Annotated in this window: 18 protein-coding genes; 9 read left to right on the top strand and 9 right to left on the bottom strand. The window is 62.2% G+C overall.

From position 1 onward, the window contains the following. Positions 1-23 precede the first annotated feature (23 nt). The gene (locus KSP9073_RS02760) at positions 24-374 is read right to left on the bottom strand and encodes a cupin domain-containing protein (RefSeq protein WP_108841414.1); all 351 of its coding nucleotides are present in this window, start codon (positions 372-374) and stop codon (positions 24-26) included. A gap of 292 nt (positions 375-666) precedes the next feature. On the opposite strand from KSP9073_RS02760, the gene KSP9073_RS02755 reads away from it, so the two are divergent. Then, complete coding sequence (locus KSP9073_RS02755; RefSeq protein WP_243409083.1) at positions 667-2,319, top strand: catalase; 1,653 nt, start codon at positions 667-669, stop codon at positions 2,317-2,319. A gap of 85 nt (positions 2,320-2,404) precedes the next feature. Here KSP9073_RS02755 and KSP9073_RS02750 read toward each other — a convergent pair whose 3' ends face one another. Next, positions 2,405-2,590: an SEC-C metal-binding domain-containing protein gene (locus KSP9073_RS02750; RefSeq protein WP_108841412.1), complete on the bottom strand. Its 186-nt coding sequence runs from the start codon at positions 2,588-2,590 to the stop codon at positions 2,405-2,407. A 370-nt stretch (positions 2,591-2,960) separates the two neighbouring features. Between KSP9073_RS02750 and KSP9073_RS02745 the strand changes: the two genes are divergently transcribed. Beyond that, positions 2,961-3,455, top strand: a complete 495-nt coding sequence (locus tag KSP9073_RS02745) for an Hsp20 family protein (RefSeq protein ID WP_108841411.1) — start codon at positions 2,961-2,963, stop codon at positions 3,453-3,455. 93 nt (positions 3,456-3,548) lie between these two features. On the opposite strand, the gene KSP9073_RS02740 is transcribed toward KSP9073_RS02745, so the two are convergent. Then, positions 3,549-4,217, bottom strand: a complete 669-nt coding sequence (locus tag KSP9073_RS02740) for a GntR family transcriptional regulator (protein ID WP_108841410.1) — start codon at positions 4,215-4,217, stop codon at positions 3,549-3,551. A 283-nt stretch (positions 4,218-4,500) separates the two neighbouring features. On the opposite strand from KSP9073_RS02740, the gene KSP9073_RS02735 reads away from it, so the two are divergent. The 6 genes from KSP9073_RS02735 (at position 4,501) to KSP9073_RS02710 (ending at position 11,550) form a co-directional block, all read left to right on the top strand. Further along, positions 4,501-5,739 (top strand): NRAMP family divalent metal transporter, encoded by a 1,239-nt coding sequence (locus KSP9073_RS02735; protein ID WP_108842005.1) that lies wholly within the window; start codon positions 4,501-4,503, stop codon positions 5,737-5,739. Between the two features lie 35 nt (positions 5,740-5,774). Continuing rightward, complete coding sequence (locus KSP9073_RS02730) at positions 5,775-6,545, top strand: LamB/YcsF family protein (RefSeq protein ID WP_108841409.1); 771 nt, start codon at positions 5,775-5,777, stop codon at positions 6,543-6,545. Beyond that, entirely contained in the window at positions 6,542-7,324 is a 783-nt protein-coding gene (locus tag KSP9073_RS02725) for a putative hydro-lyase (protein ID WP_108841408.1), read from the top strand. Before KSP9073_RS02730 ends, KSP9073_RS02725 begins: the two co-directional genes overlap by 4 nt. A gap of 33 nt (positions 7,325-7,357) precedes the next feature. Then, positions 7,358-8,965 (top strand): 5-oxoprolinase subunit B/C family protein, encoded by a 1,608-nt coding sequence (locus tag KSP9073_RS02720; protein ID WP_108841407.1) that lies wholly within the window; start codon positions 7,358-7,360, stop codon positions 8,963-8,965. Continuing rightward, on the top strand, positions 8,962-10,740 hold the full coding sequence (locus KSP9073_RS02715) for an acetyl/propionyl/methylcrotonyl-CoA carboxylase subunit alpha (protein ID WP_243409082.1): 1,779 nt from the start codon (positions 8,962-8,964) through the stop codon (positions 10,738-10,740). Before KSP9073_RS02720 ends, KSP9073_RS02715 begins: the two co-directional genes overlap by 4 nt. Positions 10,741-10,920: 180 nt before the next feature. Next, positions 10,921-11,550 carry a hypothetical protein gene (locus KSP9073_RS02710; RefSeq protein ID WP_108841406.1) on the top strand — a complete coding sequence of 210 codons (630 nt, stop codon included), beginning with the start codon at positions 10,921-10,923 and terminating at the stop codon, positions 11,548-11,550. Between the two features lie 57 nt (positions 11,551-11,607). Here the strand turns inward: KSP9073_RS02710 and KSP9073_RS02705 are convergent, their stop codons facing one another. Next, complete coding sequence (locus KSP9073_RS02705; RefSeq protein WP_108841405.1) at positions 11,608-12,111, bottom strand: Lrp/AsnC family transcriptional regulator; 504 nt, start codon at positions 12,109-12,111, stop codon at positions 11,608-11,610. Positions 12,112-12,181: 70 nt separating this feature from the next. Next, entirely contained in the window at positions 12,182-12,838 is a 657-nt protein-coding gene (locus KSP9073_RS02700) for a hypothetical protein (protein WP_108841404.1), read from the bottom strand. Between the two features lie 307 nt (positions 12,839-13,145). Here KSP9073_RS02700 and KSP9073_RS02695 point away from each other — a divergent pair, with 307 nt between their 5' ends. Continuing rightward, a complete protein-coding gene (locus KSP9073_RS02695) occupies positions 13,146-14,072 on the top strand; it encodes a 2-hydroxyacid dehydrogenase (RefSeq protein ID WP_108841403.1) in 927 nt (308 codons plus the stop codon). A gap of 132 nt (positions 14,073-14,204) precedes the next feature. On the opposite strand, the gene KSP9073_RS02690 is transcribed toward KSP9073_RS02695, so the two are convergent. The 4 genes from KSP9073_RS02690 to KSP9073_RS02675 all read right to left on the bottom strand — a co-directional run bounded on the left by KSP9073_RS02690 (position 14,205) and on the right by KSP9073_RS02675 (position 19,571). Then, positions 14,205-15,263 carry a CAP-Gly protein gene (locus KSP9073_RS02690; protein WP_108841402.1) on the bottom strand — a complete coding sequence of 353 codons (1,059 nt, stop codon included), beginning with the start codon at positions 15,261-15,263 and terminating at the stop codon, positions 14,205-14,207. A 303-nt stretch (positions 15,264-15,566) separates the two neighbouring features. Further along, positions 15,567-17,027, bottom strand: coding sequence for an NAD-dependent succinate-semialdehyde dehydrogenase (locus KSP9073_RS02685; protein ID WP_108841401.1), 1,461 nt, complete (start codon positions 17,025-17,027; stop codon positions 15,567-15,569). 29 nt (positions 17,028-17,056) lie between these two features. Next, complete coding sequence (locus KSP9073_RS02680; RefSeq protein WP_207771392.1) at positions 17,057-18,709, bottom strand: ABC transporter ATP-binding protein; 1,653 nt, start codon at positions 18,707-18,709, stop codon at positions 17,057-17,059. A gap of 4 nt (positions 18,710-18,713) precedes the next feature. Beyond that, positions 18,714-19,571 (bottom strand): ABC transporter permease, encoded by an 858-nt coding sequence (locus tag KSP9073_RS02675; protein ID WP_108841400.1) that lies wholly within the window; start codon positions 19,569-19,571, stop codon positions 18,714-18,716. Positions 19,572-19,592: the final 21 nt, after the last annotated feature.

Raw genomic sequence — 19,592 nt, 5'->3', positions numbered from 1 at the left:
CAGCACCGTGGGCCGTCAACGGATCACTCCAGGGTGACAAAGACCGAACGACGCGGCTTCCCTTCTACCGCCCGGCTGACATGGCCTCGCCCGGTGGTGTCCTCACACAACAGGATATCGCCGGTGTTCAAACGCCTTGTTTCCCCGCTGCCCACGGTGATGTCCACGCTGCCATCCAGCATCAGGATGTACTGACGCTGCGGCGCGTTGTGCCAGCCATAATTGTAATCGGCGGCGGTTTCACGAAAGACGAGGCCGGTGGTCGGAATACGCACCGACAGCTTGCCGATCTCGGCGTCCCCACCCACCTCGATCTGCAGATCTTCGAAGTGCGACTCGCCATCCTCCCCGGAATACAGTCTCGTCACATGCATCAGGCGTACTCTTGTTTTGTTGTGAGAGCCGCCATAGTGCCCTTTTGTGCCGAATCGACCTGTGCCGTTCATGCTCGATGCGGGCACGTGATGCCACCTCTTAAGCATCAACGATGTTTCACGTGAAACATGCCTCTGGCATGCGACCTTCTCTTTGGGCGTCATAGCCCTGGCCTCTACGGGACGATAGGACTAATCCATGAAGTTACCGTGATATCTTTCGCGTTCGGGGCCGCTCGTGACCGGCGCCTGACACCCCCATTCGGACAGGATGTCCAAAGAGGAGAATGGCATGGCAGATAAACACAACGAGCTGACCAACCGGCAGGGTCATCCCGTCAGCAATAATCAGTCGCAGCGCACGGTCGGCAGCCGTGGCCCGGCAACGCTTGAGAACTATCAGTTCCTGGAAAAGATCAGTCATTTCGACCGCGAGCGCATTCCCGAGCGCGTGGTCCATGCCCGCGGCTTTCTGGCCTACGGCGAGTTTGAAGCCACCGGCATGATCGGTGACGAGCCGGCCTCGAAGTACACACGTGCAAAACTCTTTCAGGACGCCGGCAAGAAGACCGACCTGGCGCTGCGCTTTTCAACTGTCATCGGCGGTCGTGACTCTTCAGAAGCTGCCCGTGACCCGCGCGGTTTTGCGGTCAAGTTCTACACCGAAGACGGCAACTGGGACCTGGTCGGTAATAACCTGCCCGTGTTCTTTATCCGTGATGCGATCAAGTTCCCGGACGTGATCCACTCGCTCAAGCCCGACCCGGTCACTTTCCGTCAGGAACCCAACCGCATCTTCGATTTCATGAGCCAGACGCCCGAGGCGATGAACATGCTGACGCATCTGTTCAGCCCGCGCGGCATTCCGGCCAGCTATCGTCACCAGGAAGGCTTCGGGGTCAACACCTACAAGATGGTCAACGCCCGGGGCGAGACGGTACTGGTCAAGTACCACTTCCATCCGCAGTGCGGGGTGGCAAGCCTCACCGCGGCTGAAGCCGCCAAAGTGCAGGGCCAGGATCTGGGGTCGGCCTCGAAGGATCTGTTCGAAGCCATCGAGCGCGGTGACTACCCGAAGTGGGACGTTTTCGTGCAGCTGATGGAAGATCACGATCACCCCGAGCTCGACTGGGACCCGCTGGATGACACCAAGGTCTGGCCGGAAGATCAGTTCCCGCTGCGCAGGATTGGCGTCATGACGCTTAACCGCAACGTGCAGAACTTCTTTGCCGAAAACGATCAGATCGCCATGGGTACCGGCGTACTGGTCGACGGTCTGGACTTCTCCGACGACAAGATGCTGGTCGGTCGTACGTTTTCCTATTCTGACACCCAGCGCTATCGCATCGGGCCAAACTACCTGCAGCTGCCGGTCAATCAGCCCAAAAATGCGAAGGTGGCCACCAATCAGCGTGATGGTCAGATGGCCTATCACGTCGATCATGCCTCGGAGCAGAATCCGCATATCAACTTCGAGCCGTCGATTCACAACGGTCTGCACGAAGCCGAGCGCGAAGAGCCCTACAATGCGCCCGAAGTGCGCGGCCCGCTGACCCGCAGTGTGCTGGAGCGTCGCAACGATTACGTCCAGGCGCGCGGTCGCTATAACACCATGATGGACTGGGAGCGTGACGATCTGACCGGCAATATGGTGGAACTGCTGGGTCAGTGCGAGCGTGACGTGCAGGAGCGCATGCTGTGGCACTTCTGGATGGTGCATGACGACTACGGCCACCGCGTGGCCGACGGGCTTGGCATGAACGTGGGCGATGTCACCCATCTCCCGCCGCTGGCCAAACAGGTCCTCACCGATGAGGACAAAAAGCGGCTCGAGAATCTGGGCAATAACGGCGATACCGTCAGCGCCGACGGCTGGGGCCAGTGGACCAGCTCGGTCAACAACCGTCAGACCACGGCAGAAGAAGTGCTCGGCGGCACCCTCTAAACGCCGGGATCATTGCGTCCCTGCTGGATAACGAACCGGCGCCCTCGGGCGCCGGTTTTTTTATTCCTGTCTTTTTGCCGGGCGGCTAGCCGCCGTGACACTTCTTGAACTTTTTGTTGCTGCCACAGGGACACGGGTCATTGCGCCCCACATCCTTCAAGGCGTTGCGCACCGGTGTCTGAGCGCCGTGATTACAATTGGGGCCGTGGACGTGTCCATGATGGTCATGATCGTGCTGACAGTTCGGGCCGTGAATGTGGGGCTGATTCATGTGATGTTTTCCAGTGATCGTAATCCCGTGATTATCGACGCCTGGCGACAAAAAAGAAGCCCCCGACAAAGACTAAACATACCGCTATCAAAAGCCTGTGCCGGACGCCCTGCTCCGGTTGAAAATTTTTTTGTATTGACCCGTTGAAACCTGAAGAGCCGACCCTATTTTGCCTGACAGTGGTGCGCAATCGGCTGACAGGGATTTTTTTCAGGGAAGACTTGAAACGCCGCAGGACGCCACTATTTACCATAATGTCGCGATAACAGGCTCACTCAGAGTTGCCAACGCGAGCGCAGATGCTGCCCATGCAGGTCTGCAAGTACCCACTCACGGTAGTGACAAACTTTGCTGTTAATCAGGAGGTTTTATGAACGCCATGACCCTTTCCCCACTCTTTCGTCGCAGCATCGGCTTTGATCGCCTGAATGATCTATTCGAGCAGGCCGTTCACAACGACGGACCCAGCTATCCGCCCTACAACGTCGAAAAGCACGGCGACAATGACTACCGTATCGCGGTGGCCACGGCCGGATTCGCCGAGGAAGAGCTTGATGTTAACGTCGAAAATCGCGTACTGACCATTACCGGCGGGCGCAGCGAGCAGGACAGTGGCACGTCAGGCGTCACCTGGCTGCATCGCGGCATCGCCAAACGCGCGTTCCGGCTCTCCTTCAGGCTTGACGAAAACATCGAGATCCAGGGCGCAAGGCTTGAAAACGGCCTGTTGATGGTTGACCTGCTGCGCGTGGTTCCCGAGCAGCAGCGCGCCCGTCAGATCCCGATCAACACGGGCCGGCATGCCCTGAGCGACTTCTCGAACCAGAAAGCACGTGCCGAATCCGGCGAGACCGTCAGCGCCTGAGAGGCCAATATCGCCCGCTCAGGGCGATAAAAACGACGTTAAAAGGCCCCGCCAGCCATGGCGGGGCCTTTTGTCATTTGATCATCGAGGCCTTCAAGTCGCAACCTGACGCTCCCAGGCGGCCAGCACAACCCGTTCGGACTGAGCCAGATACTGCTCCAGCAGAGCCACGGCCGCTTTTGTATCACTGGCTTCAAAGGTCTCCAGCACCTGCCGGTTCATGTCGACATAAGGGGCATGCAGCCACTCCTTGTCGGACATCAACCCGAAGGCGAGACGCAGCTCGGCCAGAATCTGGCGAAAAAAGCCGTTCAGCCGAGGGCTGTCCGCCAGCGCCACGATGGCACCATGAAAGGCCATGTTGGCCGTACCCACTGCCAGCCAGTCCTGCTGCTCGCTGCGCGCGTGCGCCTCATCCACCGCGACGCGCATCTCTCTTACCGCCGGATGGCTGGGCCAGGCCTCGCTGAGCGCACGGCATTCGATAAAGCGCCGCAGGCGGTAGATCTCGACAATGGAGGCGGCATCGGGGCTGGTCACGAAGACACCGCGATGCGGCTGATGCGTGACCAGACCTTCATGGGCCAGCGTGCGAAAGGCTTCCCGGAGTGTATTGCGCGACACGCCCAGCCGCTCACACAGCGCAACTTCCGACAGACGCTGCCCGGGAGTGAACGCCCCTTCTACCAGCAGGCGTCGAATGCCCGCTGCCACGGTGTTTCCCAGAGATTCCCGCCTGTCTTCCAGAGCCTGCTTTTTCATGTAAACGCAATTCCGATCATGACGTTGAGACCCACCCAGTGTTCCCGATAAAGGGGGCTGCCGACAAGCTCGCCTCTCGCCCCGAACTCGCGCACCAAAAAAGAGCCTCATCGCGTTCTGTTGCGCCGAAATGGAACGCAAGTCGAATATCTTCACGTCGCCTTCGGGGCTATTGTTGAACAATCAACACGGGCAACACCTACAAAATCCGGCCGATCAGCCCATTGTGGCACGCCAATTGCTGGTATGGCCTGTGCCCCCTTCCTCTTTCGGAGCCTTTGACATGGCAGATACTCCTGACGTCGGGTTCGCCCGCTCCCGACGTGCCTCACTGATTGGTGCCGTCTTTTTGATGGCCACCTCGGCCGTGGGCCCCGGTTTTATCACCCAGACCGCTACCTTTACCGCCACAATGGGCGCGGCCTTTGCCTTCGGCATTCTGGCCTCGATCCTGATCGACCTGGTGGTACAGCTCAATATCTGGCGGGTGGTCACCGTCACCGGCATGCGCGCCCCCGAGGTCGCCAACGCGGCGCTGCCCGGCAGTGGTTATCTGCTGGCCGTGTTGATCATCATTGGCGGACTGACCTTCAACGTCGGCAACATCGCCGGCGCAGGCCTGGGGCTCAATGCCCTGCTGGGGCTGGACACGACATGGGGCGGGCTGATCAGCGCCGTGATTGCCGCCGGTATTTTCTCTTCCCGACGCGCCGGCGTGGCCATCGATCGCATCATCATCGTGCTGGGCGTGTTGATGATGGCGATGACGGTGTTCGTCGCCATCGCGTCCAACCCGCCCGTGGGCGAGGCGCTGCGCCAGACCGTGATGCCCGACACCATCAACTTCGCCACCATCACTACCATCGTGGGCGGCACCGTCGGCGGCTACATTACCTATGCCGGTGCCCACCGTCTGCTGGACCGCGGCCTGGGCGGCGTCGATAACGTCGAGACCGTCTCGAAGGCGGCACTGCGCGGCATCCTGGTCACCGGGCTGATGCGCTACATCCTGTTTCTCGCCATTCTCGGCGTGGTGGCCAGCGGCGTGATCATCGACGTGTCCAGTCAGAGCGCCAACCCGGCCGCTCAGGCCTTTCAGGCCGCCGCCGGAGAGCTGGGCCTGCGCGCCTTTGGCCTGATTCTGTGGGCCGCCGGCATCACCAGCATCATCGGGGCGGCCTACACCTCCATGAGCTTTTTAAGCGCCTTTCGCCCCGGCATCAGCGAGGGCATACGTAACCGCGCCACACTGGTGTTCATCGCCATCTCACTGATCGCCTTCGTGTCGATAGGCACCCCGCCCGCTGCGCTACTGGTGTTTGTCGGTGGCTTTAACGGCCTGATTTTGCCGGTAGGGCTGACGCTGTTCATTTACGTGGCCTGGCAGCGTAGTGACCTGATGCACGGCCATCGCTACCCACGCTGGCTGCTGGTCTCCGGCGCCGTGGTCTGCGCGCTCACCTGGTATATGGGCTTTAACGCCATCGGCCCGATCTTTGCCTTTCTGACACCGTCTGCCTGACCTTTTGACACTGTCTTCCTGAACAGGAGCCTCACATGTCCTTTATCGATTTAAACAGCGATCTGGGAGAAAGCTTCGGCCAGTGGCACATGGGTGATGACGCTACCATGCTCGGTATTGTCACCAGCGCCAACGTCGCCTGCGGCTTTCATGCCGGCGACCCGGCCGGCATATTGCGCACCCTGAAGGCGGCGGCCAGCCATGGCGTCACGGTCGGTGCTCATGTCGGCTATCCGGATCTGGTGGGTTTTGGCCGACGCAACATGGACATCGCCAGCGATGAACTGCGCGCCGATGTGATCTATCAAATCGGCGCCCTCAAGGGACTGGCCCGCGCCGCCGGCACGCAGGTGCGCTATGTCAAGCCACACGGGGCGCTCTACAACACCATTGCTCACGACCGGCGCCAGGCAGATGCCGTGCTGGCCGCCATTGATGATGTCGATGCCTCCCTGGTCCTGATGACGCTGGCCGGGTCGCCGCTGAACGAGTGGGCGTGCAAGGCCGGCCTGCGCGTGGCCGCCGAGGCCTTTGCCGATCGCGCCTACAACCGTGATGGCAGCCTGGTCTCGCGCCGGGAAGCGGGGGCCGTGCTCCACGATGCCGACCAGGTCGCCGAACGGATGCAGCGTCTGGCGCGAGAGGGCGTGATCGAGTGCATCGACGGCCACGACATTGCCCTTCAGGCCGATTCCATCTGTGTCCATGGCGACAGCCCCGGCGCCGTCGCACTGGCGGCTGCCGTACGATCACGACTGGCCAGAAGCGGCATCAAGCTCAAGGCCTTTGCAGAGACAGGGCCATGAGCGCACTCGAGCAGGCCCGTCAGGCGCGCGAGCGCTTTCGAGCCGGTGAGCGTCGGCCCACTGCCGGACTCGCCCCGGGCATGACCCAGGCCAATCTGATCGCCCTGCCACGTGACTGGGCATGGGATTTTCTGCTCTATGCCCAGCGCAATCCGCAGGCCAGCCCGGTACTGGAGGTCAGCGATCCCGGCGACTGGCGCACCGTCCTTGCCGAAGGCGCGGATCTTCGCACCGACCTGCCGCGCTACCGGCTCTGGCGCGACGGCGTGCTTATCAAGGAGCTCGATGATGCCAGGCCCTGCTGGGAGGAGCATCCGGATCTGATCACCTTTTTGATCGGCTGTAGCTTCACCTTTGAAAGCGCCCTGATCGAGGCCGGCATCGAGGTTCGCCACATCACCGACAACACCAACGTGCCGATGTATCGCACCACTCTGCCCTGTCGTCCGGCCGGGCGACTACGGGGCGAGGTGGTGGTCTCGATGCGTCCGCTCCCGGCCGCCCATATTGCCCGGGCAAGCACCATCACCGCACGCTACCCCGGCGTTCACGGTGCCCCGATTCATGTGGGCGACCCGGGCGCATTGGGTATCCGGGACATCGACCAACCCGACTTCGGCGATCCCGTACGTATCGAGCCCGGTGAAATCCCGGTGTTCTGGGCCTGTGGCGTGACCCCGCAGGCGGCCGTGATGGCCTCGAATGTGCCCTTTGCCCTCACCCACGCCCCCGGGCACATGTTCATTACCGATGTGCCGGGCAACCGCTATCACGTCTGACCGACACGCCACGGCACGCTTTCAGGAGTTCCTGTGAGAATACTTCCCGTCAATCTGAGCACTCTGCTCGTCGAGCTGGATGACCTGTCGCAGGCACTGGGGCTTTTTGACCAGCTCCAGCGAGCGCCGATCAGCGGGGTCACCAACGTCATTCCGGCCGCGCGTACCCTGCTGGTGAGCTTCATGCCGGCACGCATCAGCGCCGAACAGCTGAGCCATACGCTGATGGCATGCCCTGTCAGCGTTGGTGCCAGCCACCAGCACGGCGAGCTGATCGAGATTCCCGTGTACTACAACGGTGAGGACCTTGATGACGTGGCAAGACATTTGTCGCTGAGCACCGACGAGGTGATCCGGCGTCACGGCGCACATGAGTATCAGGTTGCCTTCTGCGGCTTTGCGCCAGGCTTTGCCTATCTGGCCGGCGGTGCAGGCTTTGACGTGCCCCGGCGCGATACGCCTCGCACCCGTATTCCGGCCGGTTCCGTGGCACTGGCCGGCACCTTCAGCGGAATCTACCCGACCGACAGCCCCGGCGGCTGGCAGCTGATCGGCACGACACCGCTTGAAATGTGGGACATCCATCGCGAGCCGGCCGCGCTGCTCCAGCCCGGCATGCGTGTGTGCTTCAGCGCTACCGGAGATGCGCCCGAGCGGGTCAGCATCAGCGTGCCTCGCGATACTTCCGAGCCCTCGACTACCGACACCACGCCTTGCCTGGAAGTCCTGCAGCCCGGGCTTCAGAGTCTTTTTCAGGACCTCGGCCGTGAAGGCCAGACCGGCCAGGGCGTCTCCGGTGCTGGCGCCATGGACAAAAGTGCCCTGCGCAGTGCCAACCGAATTGTCGGCAACCCCTCCCATTCCACGGTCATCGAGACCGCCCAGGGTGGGCTGTCGCTGCGCTGCCACCGACCCACCATCGTGGCCGTGACCGGCGCGCAAACCACGGTATCGATCAAAACCGCCGAGGGCACCCGGCATGACGGCGCACGCTGGCAGCCCATTGAGCTCGCCGAAGGCGACACCCTGACGCTGGGTGCGACCACGGCCGGCGTGCGCTGCTATCTGGCCCTGCGCGGCGGCTTTGATGTGGCCCCGGTGCTCGGCAGCTGTGCCACCGATACGCTGGCAAAACTCGGGCCGGCACCGCTAGCGCGCGGCGATACCCTGCATTCTGCCGGGCTTGCCATCACGGCACTGTCGCTCGGTGAGTCGCCGGAATTCGATCTGCCTCGTGCCGGTGAGTGCATCACGCTCGATATCATCATGGGACCGCGCAGTGACTGGTTTACCGATGAAGCGCTGACCCTGTTGTGCGAGCAGACCTGGCAGGTCACTCCACACTCCGACCGGGTCGGGATCCGACTTGAAGGTGAGCACCCACTGACGCGCCAGCGCAGCGAAGAGCTGCCCAGCGAGGGCACGGTCACCGGCGCCCTGCAGGTGCCGGCCAGCGGTCAGCCGGTACTGTTTCTGGCCGATCATCCGCTGACCGGTGGCTACCCGGTGATCGCCTGTGTGGCCGATCACCATCTGGACCTGGCCGGGCAGATTCCCCCCGGCACCACCGTTCGCTTTCATCCGCTTACCCGTTTCGCACCGCTGGCCGGTGAGAACAGCCTGCATGAGGTCACGTCATGAATGCCCCCGAGACACATCCCCCGCTGAACAACAGCCTGCGCCCCCTGAAAAGGGTTCTGATTGCCAATCGTGGCGAGATCGCGGTGCGCGTCATTCACGCCTGCCGCGATTACGGCGTCACGTCCGTTGCCGTCTACGCCGAAGGGGATCTCGACGCCCTGCATGTGCGCCTGGCCGATGAAGCCTATGGCCTGGGCGGTGAACGCGCCGGGGAAAGCTATCTGTCAATTGAGAAGCTGCTCGACGTTGCCCGTCGTGCCCATGTTGATGCCATTCACCCGGGCTATGGGTTTCTTTCCGAGCGCGCCGACTTTGCCCGCGCCGTGCAGGACGAAGGGCTCGTCTGGATCGGTCCGAACCCGGACACCATCGATGTGCTGGGGGACAAGGTTCAGGCACGGCGACTGGCGCTCAAGGCGGGCGCCCCGCTGGCTCGCGGCACCGAAGACCCGGTAAAAAACGCCGAGGACGTCGTGGCCTTTGCCGAGGAGGTGGGCCTGCCGATCGCCATCAAGGCGGCGTTTGGCGGCGGCGGGCGCGGTCTCAAGGTGGCCTGGCGCATGGACGAAGTCGCCGAGTGCTATCACTCCGCGGTCCGGGAGGCCGAAGCCGCCTTCGGCCGCGGCGAGTGCTTTGTCGAGCAGTATCTTGATCGCCCGCGCCATATCGAGGCCCAGATCATGGGCGATACCCACGGCAATGTGGTGGTGGTCGGCACCCGCGACTGCTCGCTGCAGCGGCGCAATCAGAAGCTGGTCGAGGAAGCCCCAGCCCCCTATTTAAGCGACGAGCAGCGCCAGCGGATCCATCAGGCCGCCCACGACATCTGCACCAGCGCCGGCTATATCAGTGCCGGCACGGTCGAATTTTTGCTCGCCAGCGACGACACCCTCTCCTTTCTTGAGGTCAACACGCGCCTGCAGGTGGAACACCCCGTCACCGAAGAGACGGCCGGCGTGGATCTGGTTATCGAGCAGCTGCGCGTTGCAGAAGGTCATCCCCTCTCCTTTACCGAAACGCCGACGCCGCGCGGCCACAGCTTCGAATTTCGCATCAACGCCGAGGACGCCGCCAAGGGCTTTCTGCCCACGCCCGGCACCGTCGACGTCTTCACGGCCCCCACCGGCGCTGGCGTGCGCCTGGATACCGGCGTGATGAGCGGCGGGCGCATCTCAGGCCATTTCGATTCCCTGATGGCCAAGCTGATCATCACCGGCGCCACCCGCGAACAGGCCATCGCCCGGGCGCGACGCGCGCTTGAGCATTTCGAGATTGAAGGCGTGGCGTCAACACTGCCTTTCCATCGCGCGGTGATGGCGCACCCGGATTTCACCGGCCCAGACACGTTCAACGTGCATACGCGCTGGATCGAGACCGACTTTCAGGACACGGCTCTGGAGTGGGCACCTCGCCAGCCCCCGGCCACCGAACCCGGCATGCTGCACGCCATGATCGATATCGACGGCAAGCGCCACCGCATCGGGCTGCCCGCCGCGCTGCTTCAGCATTTTGGCTCAAGTGAGGCAGGCCTTGCCGTCGAGACGCAGCAGGCGTCGACAGAAGGCAACGTTACGGCACCCATCAGCGGCACGCTGCTGGCCTGGCAGGTCGAGGACGGCGCTCGGGTCAACGAGGGTGATGTGATCGCGATCATGGAAGCGATGAAAATGGAGATACAGATTGCGGCCGAGATCAGCGGCCTCCTTACCCTTCAGGTCCAGGCGGGCGAGTCGATCGAGGCCGGGCGTGTCATCGCCGGGATTACCCCACAGTAACGGGCCTGATACCAAAGAGAATGCGAAAGGATTCGCTAACCGCTGCCGACCTGCCAGATTGAAGGGTGTCCCGGCCTGATGATCGATGCCCCTGCGGTGAAATGACGTCATGACGTCGATGTCACCGAATGGACGACATCGGCCATGGGCCATCCGGGGTACACCACAGGAGTACAGGTCATGGAAGAACAACTCGTTGTTGCCGTATATGACACCGAAGCCAACGCTGACGCCGCCATGCAGGATCTGCGCAATGCCGGCATCCCTGAAAGTGCCATCAACCGTCATGCGCAAACTGAACACGACAGCGCCGTGTCACATGAAGCAAGCGAAGAGGAGAAAAAGCCGAGCTTCTGGCAGCGCCTGTTTGGCAAGCATGATCATTCCGAGGACACCAGCGCGTACGACCGCAATGTAGAACGCGGCGCCACCGTGATCGCCGTTAGAGCACTGGTGGCCGATCTGGATCGCATCGAGGATATTCTGGAGCGACACGACCCCGTCGACATTGACGAAAAAAGCGTCGAACACCGCGACGGAGAAGGACTGACTGGAAGCATGGGGGCCGGCACGGCGCCGAAGGTGACGTCCGGGCATGACAACGCTCACGCTGACCCAGCCATGCTCGCTGATCGCGAGGCGCCACTACCGCTTTCCGAGGATGACCTCGTCACCGGCCAACATGACGGCGAGCGCAGCACGCCGTCACGAGTCCGTCGCCACAATGTCGATGCCCCATGGGATGACAACGATGCTCCACGTGACGAACCGACCGGTCGTGACGACCCGCTGGACCTGAACAAACGCTGAGTTTTTCGCCATCAAAAAAAACCCGGTGCCAGGCATCGGGTTTTTTGTGTTCTGACGTCAGGCGCTGCCAGGACTGCCTGACAGCAGCGTGCGCAGCGGGAGCTGCTCCTTGACGATGGGCGATTTAATCACGATGTAGCTGAAATACTTTTCGATGCCGATTTCGCGCTCGATCAGTGCCTCCATCACGCTTTGATAGTGGGCAATGCTGCGGGCAATAAAGCGCAGCAGATAATCATAGCCCCCACTGATCAGGTGACATTCCATCAGCTCGTCGATCTCGCGAATGCTTTGCTCAAAGCGAAGAAAATCCTCCCGGCGATGATCACACAGGGTGACCTCGGTAAACACGGTCACGCTTTCCAGCATTTTGGTCAGATCAAGGCGCGCCTGAAACGAGGTGATATAGCCGGCACCTTCAAGTCGCTTGACTCGCTGCAGGCAAGGACTTGGAGAGAGGCCGACGGCGTCGGCCAGATGCACGTTGGTCATGCGACCATCGTTTTGTAGCTGAACCAGAATATTGATGTCGATGCGATCGAGTCGAACGGAACCCACCATGAAGCGCCTTTTTTTTGTGTCTTCGGGCCCGCCTGCTGCTGCCAGAGTGTGCGGGGGTCGCCTCCCCTGTCTAAATGATTTCACGACGCAGGGCAAGCTGATGCGCGCCGATGAAGTCACCCAGCGATGTGAACTGCCACGTCGTCGGCGCACCAAAAGGCGCCTGGCCCGGCCTTGATCGTGTAATGCGACAATAGCCCGCACCGCGTAACGTCGGCGCAGGCCCTGCGCTTACCAGAAGCACCTCGGGGTCCTTCACGATCTCGTGGATGGCAGCCCGGGCGGCTACAAAGCTGCCGGTGGCCAGCCGCTCGTGGGTGGCAAGCCCGATCCGAGCGTCCAGCGCTGCAAATTCACGTTCATCGAGTGAACTCACCACACTGAGCCGGTAGAACTTGCGCAGATAGTGAATGGCGCCCGGGGCATCTTCATAGAGCGTGCCGGCATCCACCGTGCCGGCAAAGGTAATACCGGCCTGCCAGTCACTTTCAAGCCCCCACTCGCGGGCCAGCGCGCAGTAGACCACGCAGTGGGCCGACACCGTGTTCATGTCGGCATCGGTCAGCGCATGCAGGGCCCGGAAGTAATCCGCCAGCACCTGGTCCTGCGCCGGTGGGTCTCGCATCTGTTCCAGCAGCGGCGCAAGCCCTGCGATGATCGTCGTGTCGCGATCCATCAACACCCCGTGTGCGGCAATGCACAGTCTTGGGTAATCCGTCAGCTGCATCCCTTGAGCTCCTCTTCGCTCTGGTCGACTTCGGGCCCGTTATGGGCGAGCCTCTCTGCCATGCTTTCCAGACTACGATGCCCGCGGCCTCAGGTGACGTGCGTATTTCGCCCCGTTACCGCGGATCGCACTGAATCCCGGGGGCTGCACGGCATGATTCACTGAGGCGGCTTCCCGACAGTGCAATCTGCGCTCGAAACCCGAAATTCGGACCATTCACGTCGCGCAGCGCCCCATAACGGTATCGCATGCGCGTTGATCAAGGGCACGATAGAAGACCTGTCCAACCATCGTGAGGCGCCCTGTCATGGCACTGCTGTACAAATCCGATCCCGACCGCGGCCGACGCTGGCAGGCCCTGTTTGCCGAGCACGCCCCGGATATCGAGTTTCGCCAGTGGCCGGACATTGGCGACCCCGAAGACATCCGCTATCTACTGGCCTGGCAGCCGCCGGAGGATATCGCTACCCTGCTGCCCAACCTTGAGGTGCTGTTCGCCACCTCCGCCGGTATCGATCAGTTCGACCCGGGCGTCCTGCCTGACGGGCTTCCCGTGGTGCGCATGCTGGACCCTGCCATCGAGCAGGGCATGATCGAATATGCCACCTTCGCCACGCTCTGGCGGCATCGTCACATGAGTGATTACGTGCGCCAGCAGCACGACCGACACTGGCAGGCCCACATGCTTGTTCCTGCCGGCCGGCGACGCATTGGGGTGCTGGGGCTCGGGCAGCTGGGCGGTGCGATCGCATGCCATCTCAAGGGCTACGGCTTTCAGATCAGCGGCTGGGCGCGCACGCCGCGCAACCTGCCCGGCATCACCACCCATGCCGGCGTTGAAACACTCGATGCGTTTTTATCCGAATGCGACATTTTGATCTGCGTTTTGCCGCTGACCCGGGATACCCGCGGCGTGCTCGATCACGCCTTGTTTGAGCGTCTGCCGCAGGGGGCATCACTGATCAATATGGGGCGCGGCGACCATCTGGTAGAGGCCGACCTTGCCCGGGCACTGGACAGCGGCCAGCTCTCCGGCGCGGTGCTGGATGTGCTGGCCGAGGAACCACCGGCGCCGGATCATCCCTTCTGGCATGACCCACGCATTCTCATGACGCCACATGTCGCGGCCATGACCCAGCCCGATACCGCTTTCCCGGTGCTGCTTGAAAACCTGCGCCGCCATCAGCGTGGCGACGCCATGATCGGACAGGTCGACCGCCAGCGCGGTTACTGAATACCGCCGGGGCCGGCGGACATGAAAGGCACAATAAAACGCCCGGCACATGGCCGGGCGTTTTGGGGCAATCAACCCTTGAATGTCCTGATGAAATGCCCTGATGGATCGTCCTTATGGACAGCCCCGCGCTTAACGACGACGGGTCTGCACATCATGACGCGTCTGCATCCTGCCGCCCAAAAGCCCGGCAAAGCTGCTGATCAGGGCAGCGATGACCATGGCAACGAAAGCCATCATGGCAGAGTTGCGCAGGCTTTCGGCGGCCTGTTCAGCCCCTTCACGCAGCGATTTCTCGGCCTCGGCCAGCTCCTGCTGCGCCTGTTGGATGTAGGTGTCCAGACGATCGACCTGCTGTTTCATCTGTGCCACGCCCTCATCGAGTCGGGCCATGGATTCATCAACAAACTGTTCGGCGTCGGATTGGCTCATGTCGGTGTTGCTGGCCAGTGCATTGACCAGCGCATCACGATCAACGTCCTGCTTGATGTTTTCAAGACGCGCCTGCTGCTTGTCGACCAGCTCCTTGAGGATGGCTTCATAATTGGAAGGGTTACTGGCCAGATGGCGGGCAGCGGTCTGAATATCATCACCAGCCGCCTGCGCCTGATTGCTCAGATACTCGGGCTGCAGTGAGCCGGTATCCGTATCACGCAGTACCTGACTGACCTGACGTTGAAGGTTCTGATCCTCCAGCAGGGAATCGCCATCAGGGGAAAAATCGAAGTTTTCGCTGAGGTGCTCGCCCAGAGAAGAGGTGGCACTGCCAAGCCCCTTTGCCACACTGCCGGTGACCTGACCGGCCCCTGAAACGATCGAGCCCACCGCACTGGCGCCGCCGGAGACGATACTGCCGGCGGCAAACCCGATCAGTACCATCGATATCAGCGTCGCGGTCGCCCAGCTCAAAAAACCATGGATAAAACCACGCACGTTGGCCAGTCGCCCCGCCACGAAACCACCGGCAGCAAAGCTGATCACCAGAAACACGGCAGAGGAAATGCCAAAGGCCGTACCCAGCCCGTCAAAGGGGTTGTTCGACATGGGGTCGATCACACTGGAACCGATGGCGGTTCCCAGCAGCGACAGAATGGCGGAAATGGCGAGCACGGTCACCACACCTGCAATGACACTGCCCCATGAGACGCGATCGATCGACTCACGCACGGTTCCAACGGTGGTGTCGGCCATTGTCTAATTCCTTTTATGAAGCGCCACCTTGTGACGCTCTTCAACAGGTCAGTCCCGATGGGCACCGAACTGTTTCCATTGAGACAGGCCATGCCTGCCCCTCATTTCTTCATGCCATCACACCTTTTCAAGGTAGCCTCATAAGTGCCCGCAGGCGCTGTATTTAATATTTATTTCATTGGAATGGTTAAAGTTGGTCATCATCGAGGTCCAGACCACGTAAAACGGCCCGGCATCTGCCGGGCCGTTTAGCCATTACCGTTCTGGTCTACGGTCGTCCTTATTTGCGATGATCCGCTTGATTTACGATAGTCCGCCCATGTGGAATGCCTTTTCCTCGAAGTACTCGTCAAGGCCCTGGCGCGCGCCTTCGCGCCCCAGCCCCGACTGCTTGACGCCGCCGAAGGGCGCCACTTCCATCGAGATCGCACCGGTATTGAGCCCCACCATACCGAACTCCAGTGCCTCGCCGACGCGCCAGGCGCGGCGCATGCTTTCGGTGAAGAAGTAGGCCGCGAGACCAAACGGCGTGGCATTGGCCATGCGCAGCGCCTCTTCTTCAGTCTCAAATCGCATGATCGGTGCCACCGGGCCGAAGGTTTCCTCGCGGGTAATCCGCATGGTTTCGGTCACGCCAGTCAGAAGGGTCGGCACCACCTGCCGACTGTGGCCATCAGGCACGCCGCCGCAGACCAGCTGTGCGCCGTGGTTCAGCGCGTCATCGATATGGGCTGCTACCTTCTCCACGGCCTGATCGTTGATCAAGGGGCCAATACTGACGCCCTTGTCCATGCCGTTGCCGCACTTGAGCGCGCCCATCGTTTCTTCCAGGCGCGCCACGAAACGGTCGTGAATGCCGGACTGCACCAGAATGCGGTTAGCACACACGCAGGTCTGACCGGCGTTGCGAAACTTGCTCGCCATGGCACCGGCCACGGCAAGCTCAATGTCGGCATCATCAAAGACGATCAGCGGCGCGTTGCCCCCCAGCTCCAGGCTCAGGCGCTTGATCTCCTCGCTGCACTGGCGCATCAAAAGCCGCCCGACACGGGTCGAGCCGGTAAAGGAGAGCTTGCGCACCACCGGGTTACCGGTCAGCTCGCCACCGATGCCCTCCGGCAGGCCGGTGACGATGTTGATCACGCCGGGCGGGAAGCCGGCACGCTCGGCCAATACCGCCAGCGCCAGCGCCGACAGGGGGGTGAGCTCCGAGGGCTTGATCACGATCGGACAGCCCGCGGCCAGCGCCGGGGCGCACTTGCGAGTGATCATGGCGTTGGGGAAATTCCACGGCGTAATCGCCCCACATACGCCCACCGGCTGCTTGAGGACCAGAATGCGTCGATCTGCCGTCGGTGCAGGGATGGTCTCGCCGTAGGCACGGCGGGCTTCTTCTGCAAACCACTTCACAAAGCTTGCCCCGTAGCGGATCTCACCGCGGGACTCCTCCAGCGGCTTGCCCTGCTCGCGGGTCATGATCAGCGCCAGGTCTTCAAGATTGTCCAGCATCAGATCGTGCCAGCGCATCAAAAGCGACGCCCGGTCCGCCGTCGGGCGGGCGCGCCACGCGGGCCAGGCCGCCTCGGCGGCGGCAATGGCACGGCGGGTTTCCTCTGCGCCCATGGCGGCCACGCCAGCGAGTGTCTCGCCACTGGCCGGGTCAATGACATCGATGGTCGTGCCATCATCGGCGCGGCACCACTGACCGTTGATAAACCCTGCGACCTGCCAGAGTGACGGGTCGTTCAGCACCGGTCTGCTCATGTTGTCCTCTCCTGCCTGTTGGTAATGATTCATGCCACCGGCACTGCCGTCTCGCGACGCTGTGGCCGGCTTTCCAGCCAGCCCTGCCGCAGTTCAGGCACCGAGCCGATCAGCCGGCGCGTGTACTCATGCTGCGGGGTGTTCAATACCTGCCTGCACGGCCCGCTTTCCACGCACTGCCCCTGATAGAGCACCATCACGTCGTCGCACAGCGAGCGTACGGTGGAGATGTCATGGCTGATAAAGAGATAGGCCACGCCCAGCTCGCGGCGCAGTTCGACCAGAAGCTCCAGAATGGCCGCGCCGACGACCGTATCGAGGGCCGACGTCACCTCATCACACAGGATCAGATCCGGTTTGGCCGCCAGCGCCCGGGCCAGGTTGATGCGCTGTTTCTGACCGCCGGAGAGCTCGCCGGGCTTGCGCTCCAGCAGGTTGCGCGGCAGCTTCACCAGATCCATCAGTTCCTCGACGCGGGCACGACGGGCGCGACGGTCCAGGTTGAAGTAGGTCTCCAGCGGCCGATTGAGCAGGCGCTGGACACTGTGGGCCGGGTTGAGTGCATTGTCGGCACTTTGAAAGACCATCTGGATACGGCGAAACTGCTCCGGCGTACGTCCGCGCAGCGTGGTCGAGAGTTCGCGCCGATCAAACTGGACGGCTCCATGAGACGGCGCCACCAGCCCCGCCACTGCACGGGCCAGCGTCGACTTGCCCGACCCCGACTCCCCGATCACGCCCAGCGCCTGACCGCGCACCAGATGCAGATTGATGTGCTCAAGCACCACGTTCTCGGGGCGACCGTGCGTATCGCGCGCGCCATAGCCGACCTGCAGGTCATCGATATCCAGCAGCTCGGCGCCGTGGCGGCCTTCCACGGGAGACAGGTGATCCTGCGGGCGGGCCGCGGCCAAAAGGCTGCGGGTATAGTCGTGCGCCGGCTGTTCCAGAATGGACGCCGTGGTGTTGTGCTCCTGGGTCTCGCCGTTTTGCAGCACCAGCACCTGATCCGCCATCTGCGCCACCACGGCCAGATCGTGTGACACATAGATCGCCGTGGTGCCGCGCTCGCGCATTACCTGCTTGAAGGCGCGCAGCACCTCGATCTGGGTGGTGACATCCAGCGCGGTGGTCGGCTCGTCGAGCACGACCAGTGCCGGGTCAGTAATCAGCGCCATCGCTGCCATCACGCGCTGCAGCTGCCCGCCGGAGACCTGGTGCGGATAGCGCTCACCGATGTGCTCAGGCTCCGGCAGGGCCAGATCATGAAACAGCGACACGGCCTTTTGACGCGCCTCCTGACGGCTCATGACGCCGTGAATCAGCGCGCCCTCAATGACCTGGTCCATCAGCGTGCGCGAGGGATTAAACGCCGCGGCCGCACTCTGGGCGATGTAGGAGACCCGGTGCCCGCGCAGCGCACGGGTCTGAACGGGATTGAGCGACAGGATATCGGTCTCGCCCAGGCGCACGCTGCCACCGGCAATGCGACAGCCACTGCGGGCATAGCCCAGCATGGCCAGCGCAATGGTGGTCTTGCCCGAGCCTGACTCACCGATCAGTGCCAGGACTTCTCCCGGTGCCAGTTCAAAATGGATATCGTTGACGATGACACGTTCCTCACCGCCCGGCGGGGTGGCGCAGATCCTGAGATCGCGCACGGAGAGTGATTCTCCCAGCATGATGTCACTCCTTTTGCGAGCCGCGACTGTTGGACAGACTGTCGATCAAGAGATTGGCACCGATGGTCAGCGTGCCAATGGCCAGCGCCGGGGCAATGACTGCCAGCGCCCCCTGGCTCAACCCGCCGATGTTTTCACGCACCAGCGAGCCCAGATCCGCCGCCGGTGGTTGAACGCCCAGCCCCAGAAAGCTCATGCCGCTGAGCAGCAACACGATGAAGACAAAGCGCATGCCCATGTCGGTCAGTACCGACTGGATCATGTTGGGCATGATCTCGACGGCAGCAATGTAAAAGCGTCCTTCACCGCGGGTCCGGGCCACCTGAACGTACTCGAGCGTGGCCAGGTTGGTCGCCAGGCTGTGCGAGATGCGAAAGGCCCCAGGGGCATAGCTGAGCACGGCTGCAATGATCAACAGGGGAATGGAAGTACCAAAGGCGGACACCATGACCAGCGCCATCATCTTGCTGGGAATCGAAATCAGGGTGTCGAAGATGCGGCGTATGCCCTCCTCCAGCCAGCGCGGCAGCAGGACGGTCAGCATGCCAAATCCCGCCCCCACCAGACTCGACAGCAGGGCTGCCACCACGGCCAGTCCCACGGTGTAGCGGGCCCCGGTCAGAATGCGACTGAGCATGTCGCGCCCCATGTAGTCGGTGCCCAGCCAGTGGGCAGCACTCATGCCGCCATAGATCTCATCGGAGACAAAGGCGCCCATCGGATAGGGCGAAAAAAGAGGACCGAAAATGGCGATCAGCACCCACGCGCCGAACACACTCAGCCCGATCCAGCGGGTCAGCTTCAAACGGGGTTTGTTGCGCCGTGCAGGCGTGGCGATCGGCAGTCGGCTTCCCTGGCTCATGCGCCGGCGGGACGCCTGGTG

This window comes from Kushneria phyllosphaerae (genome assembly GCF_900312995.1).
GTDB lineage: Bacteria > Pseudomonadota > Gammaproteobacteria > Pseudomonadales > Halomonadaceae > Kushneria > Kushneria phyllosphaerae.
Note: the sequence above shows the minus strand (reverse complement) of the source record. Positions and strands in the feature narration are given on the sequence as shown.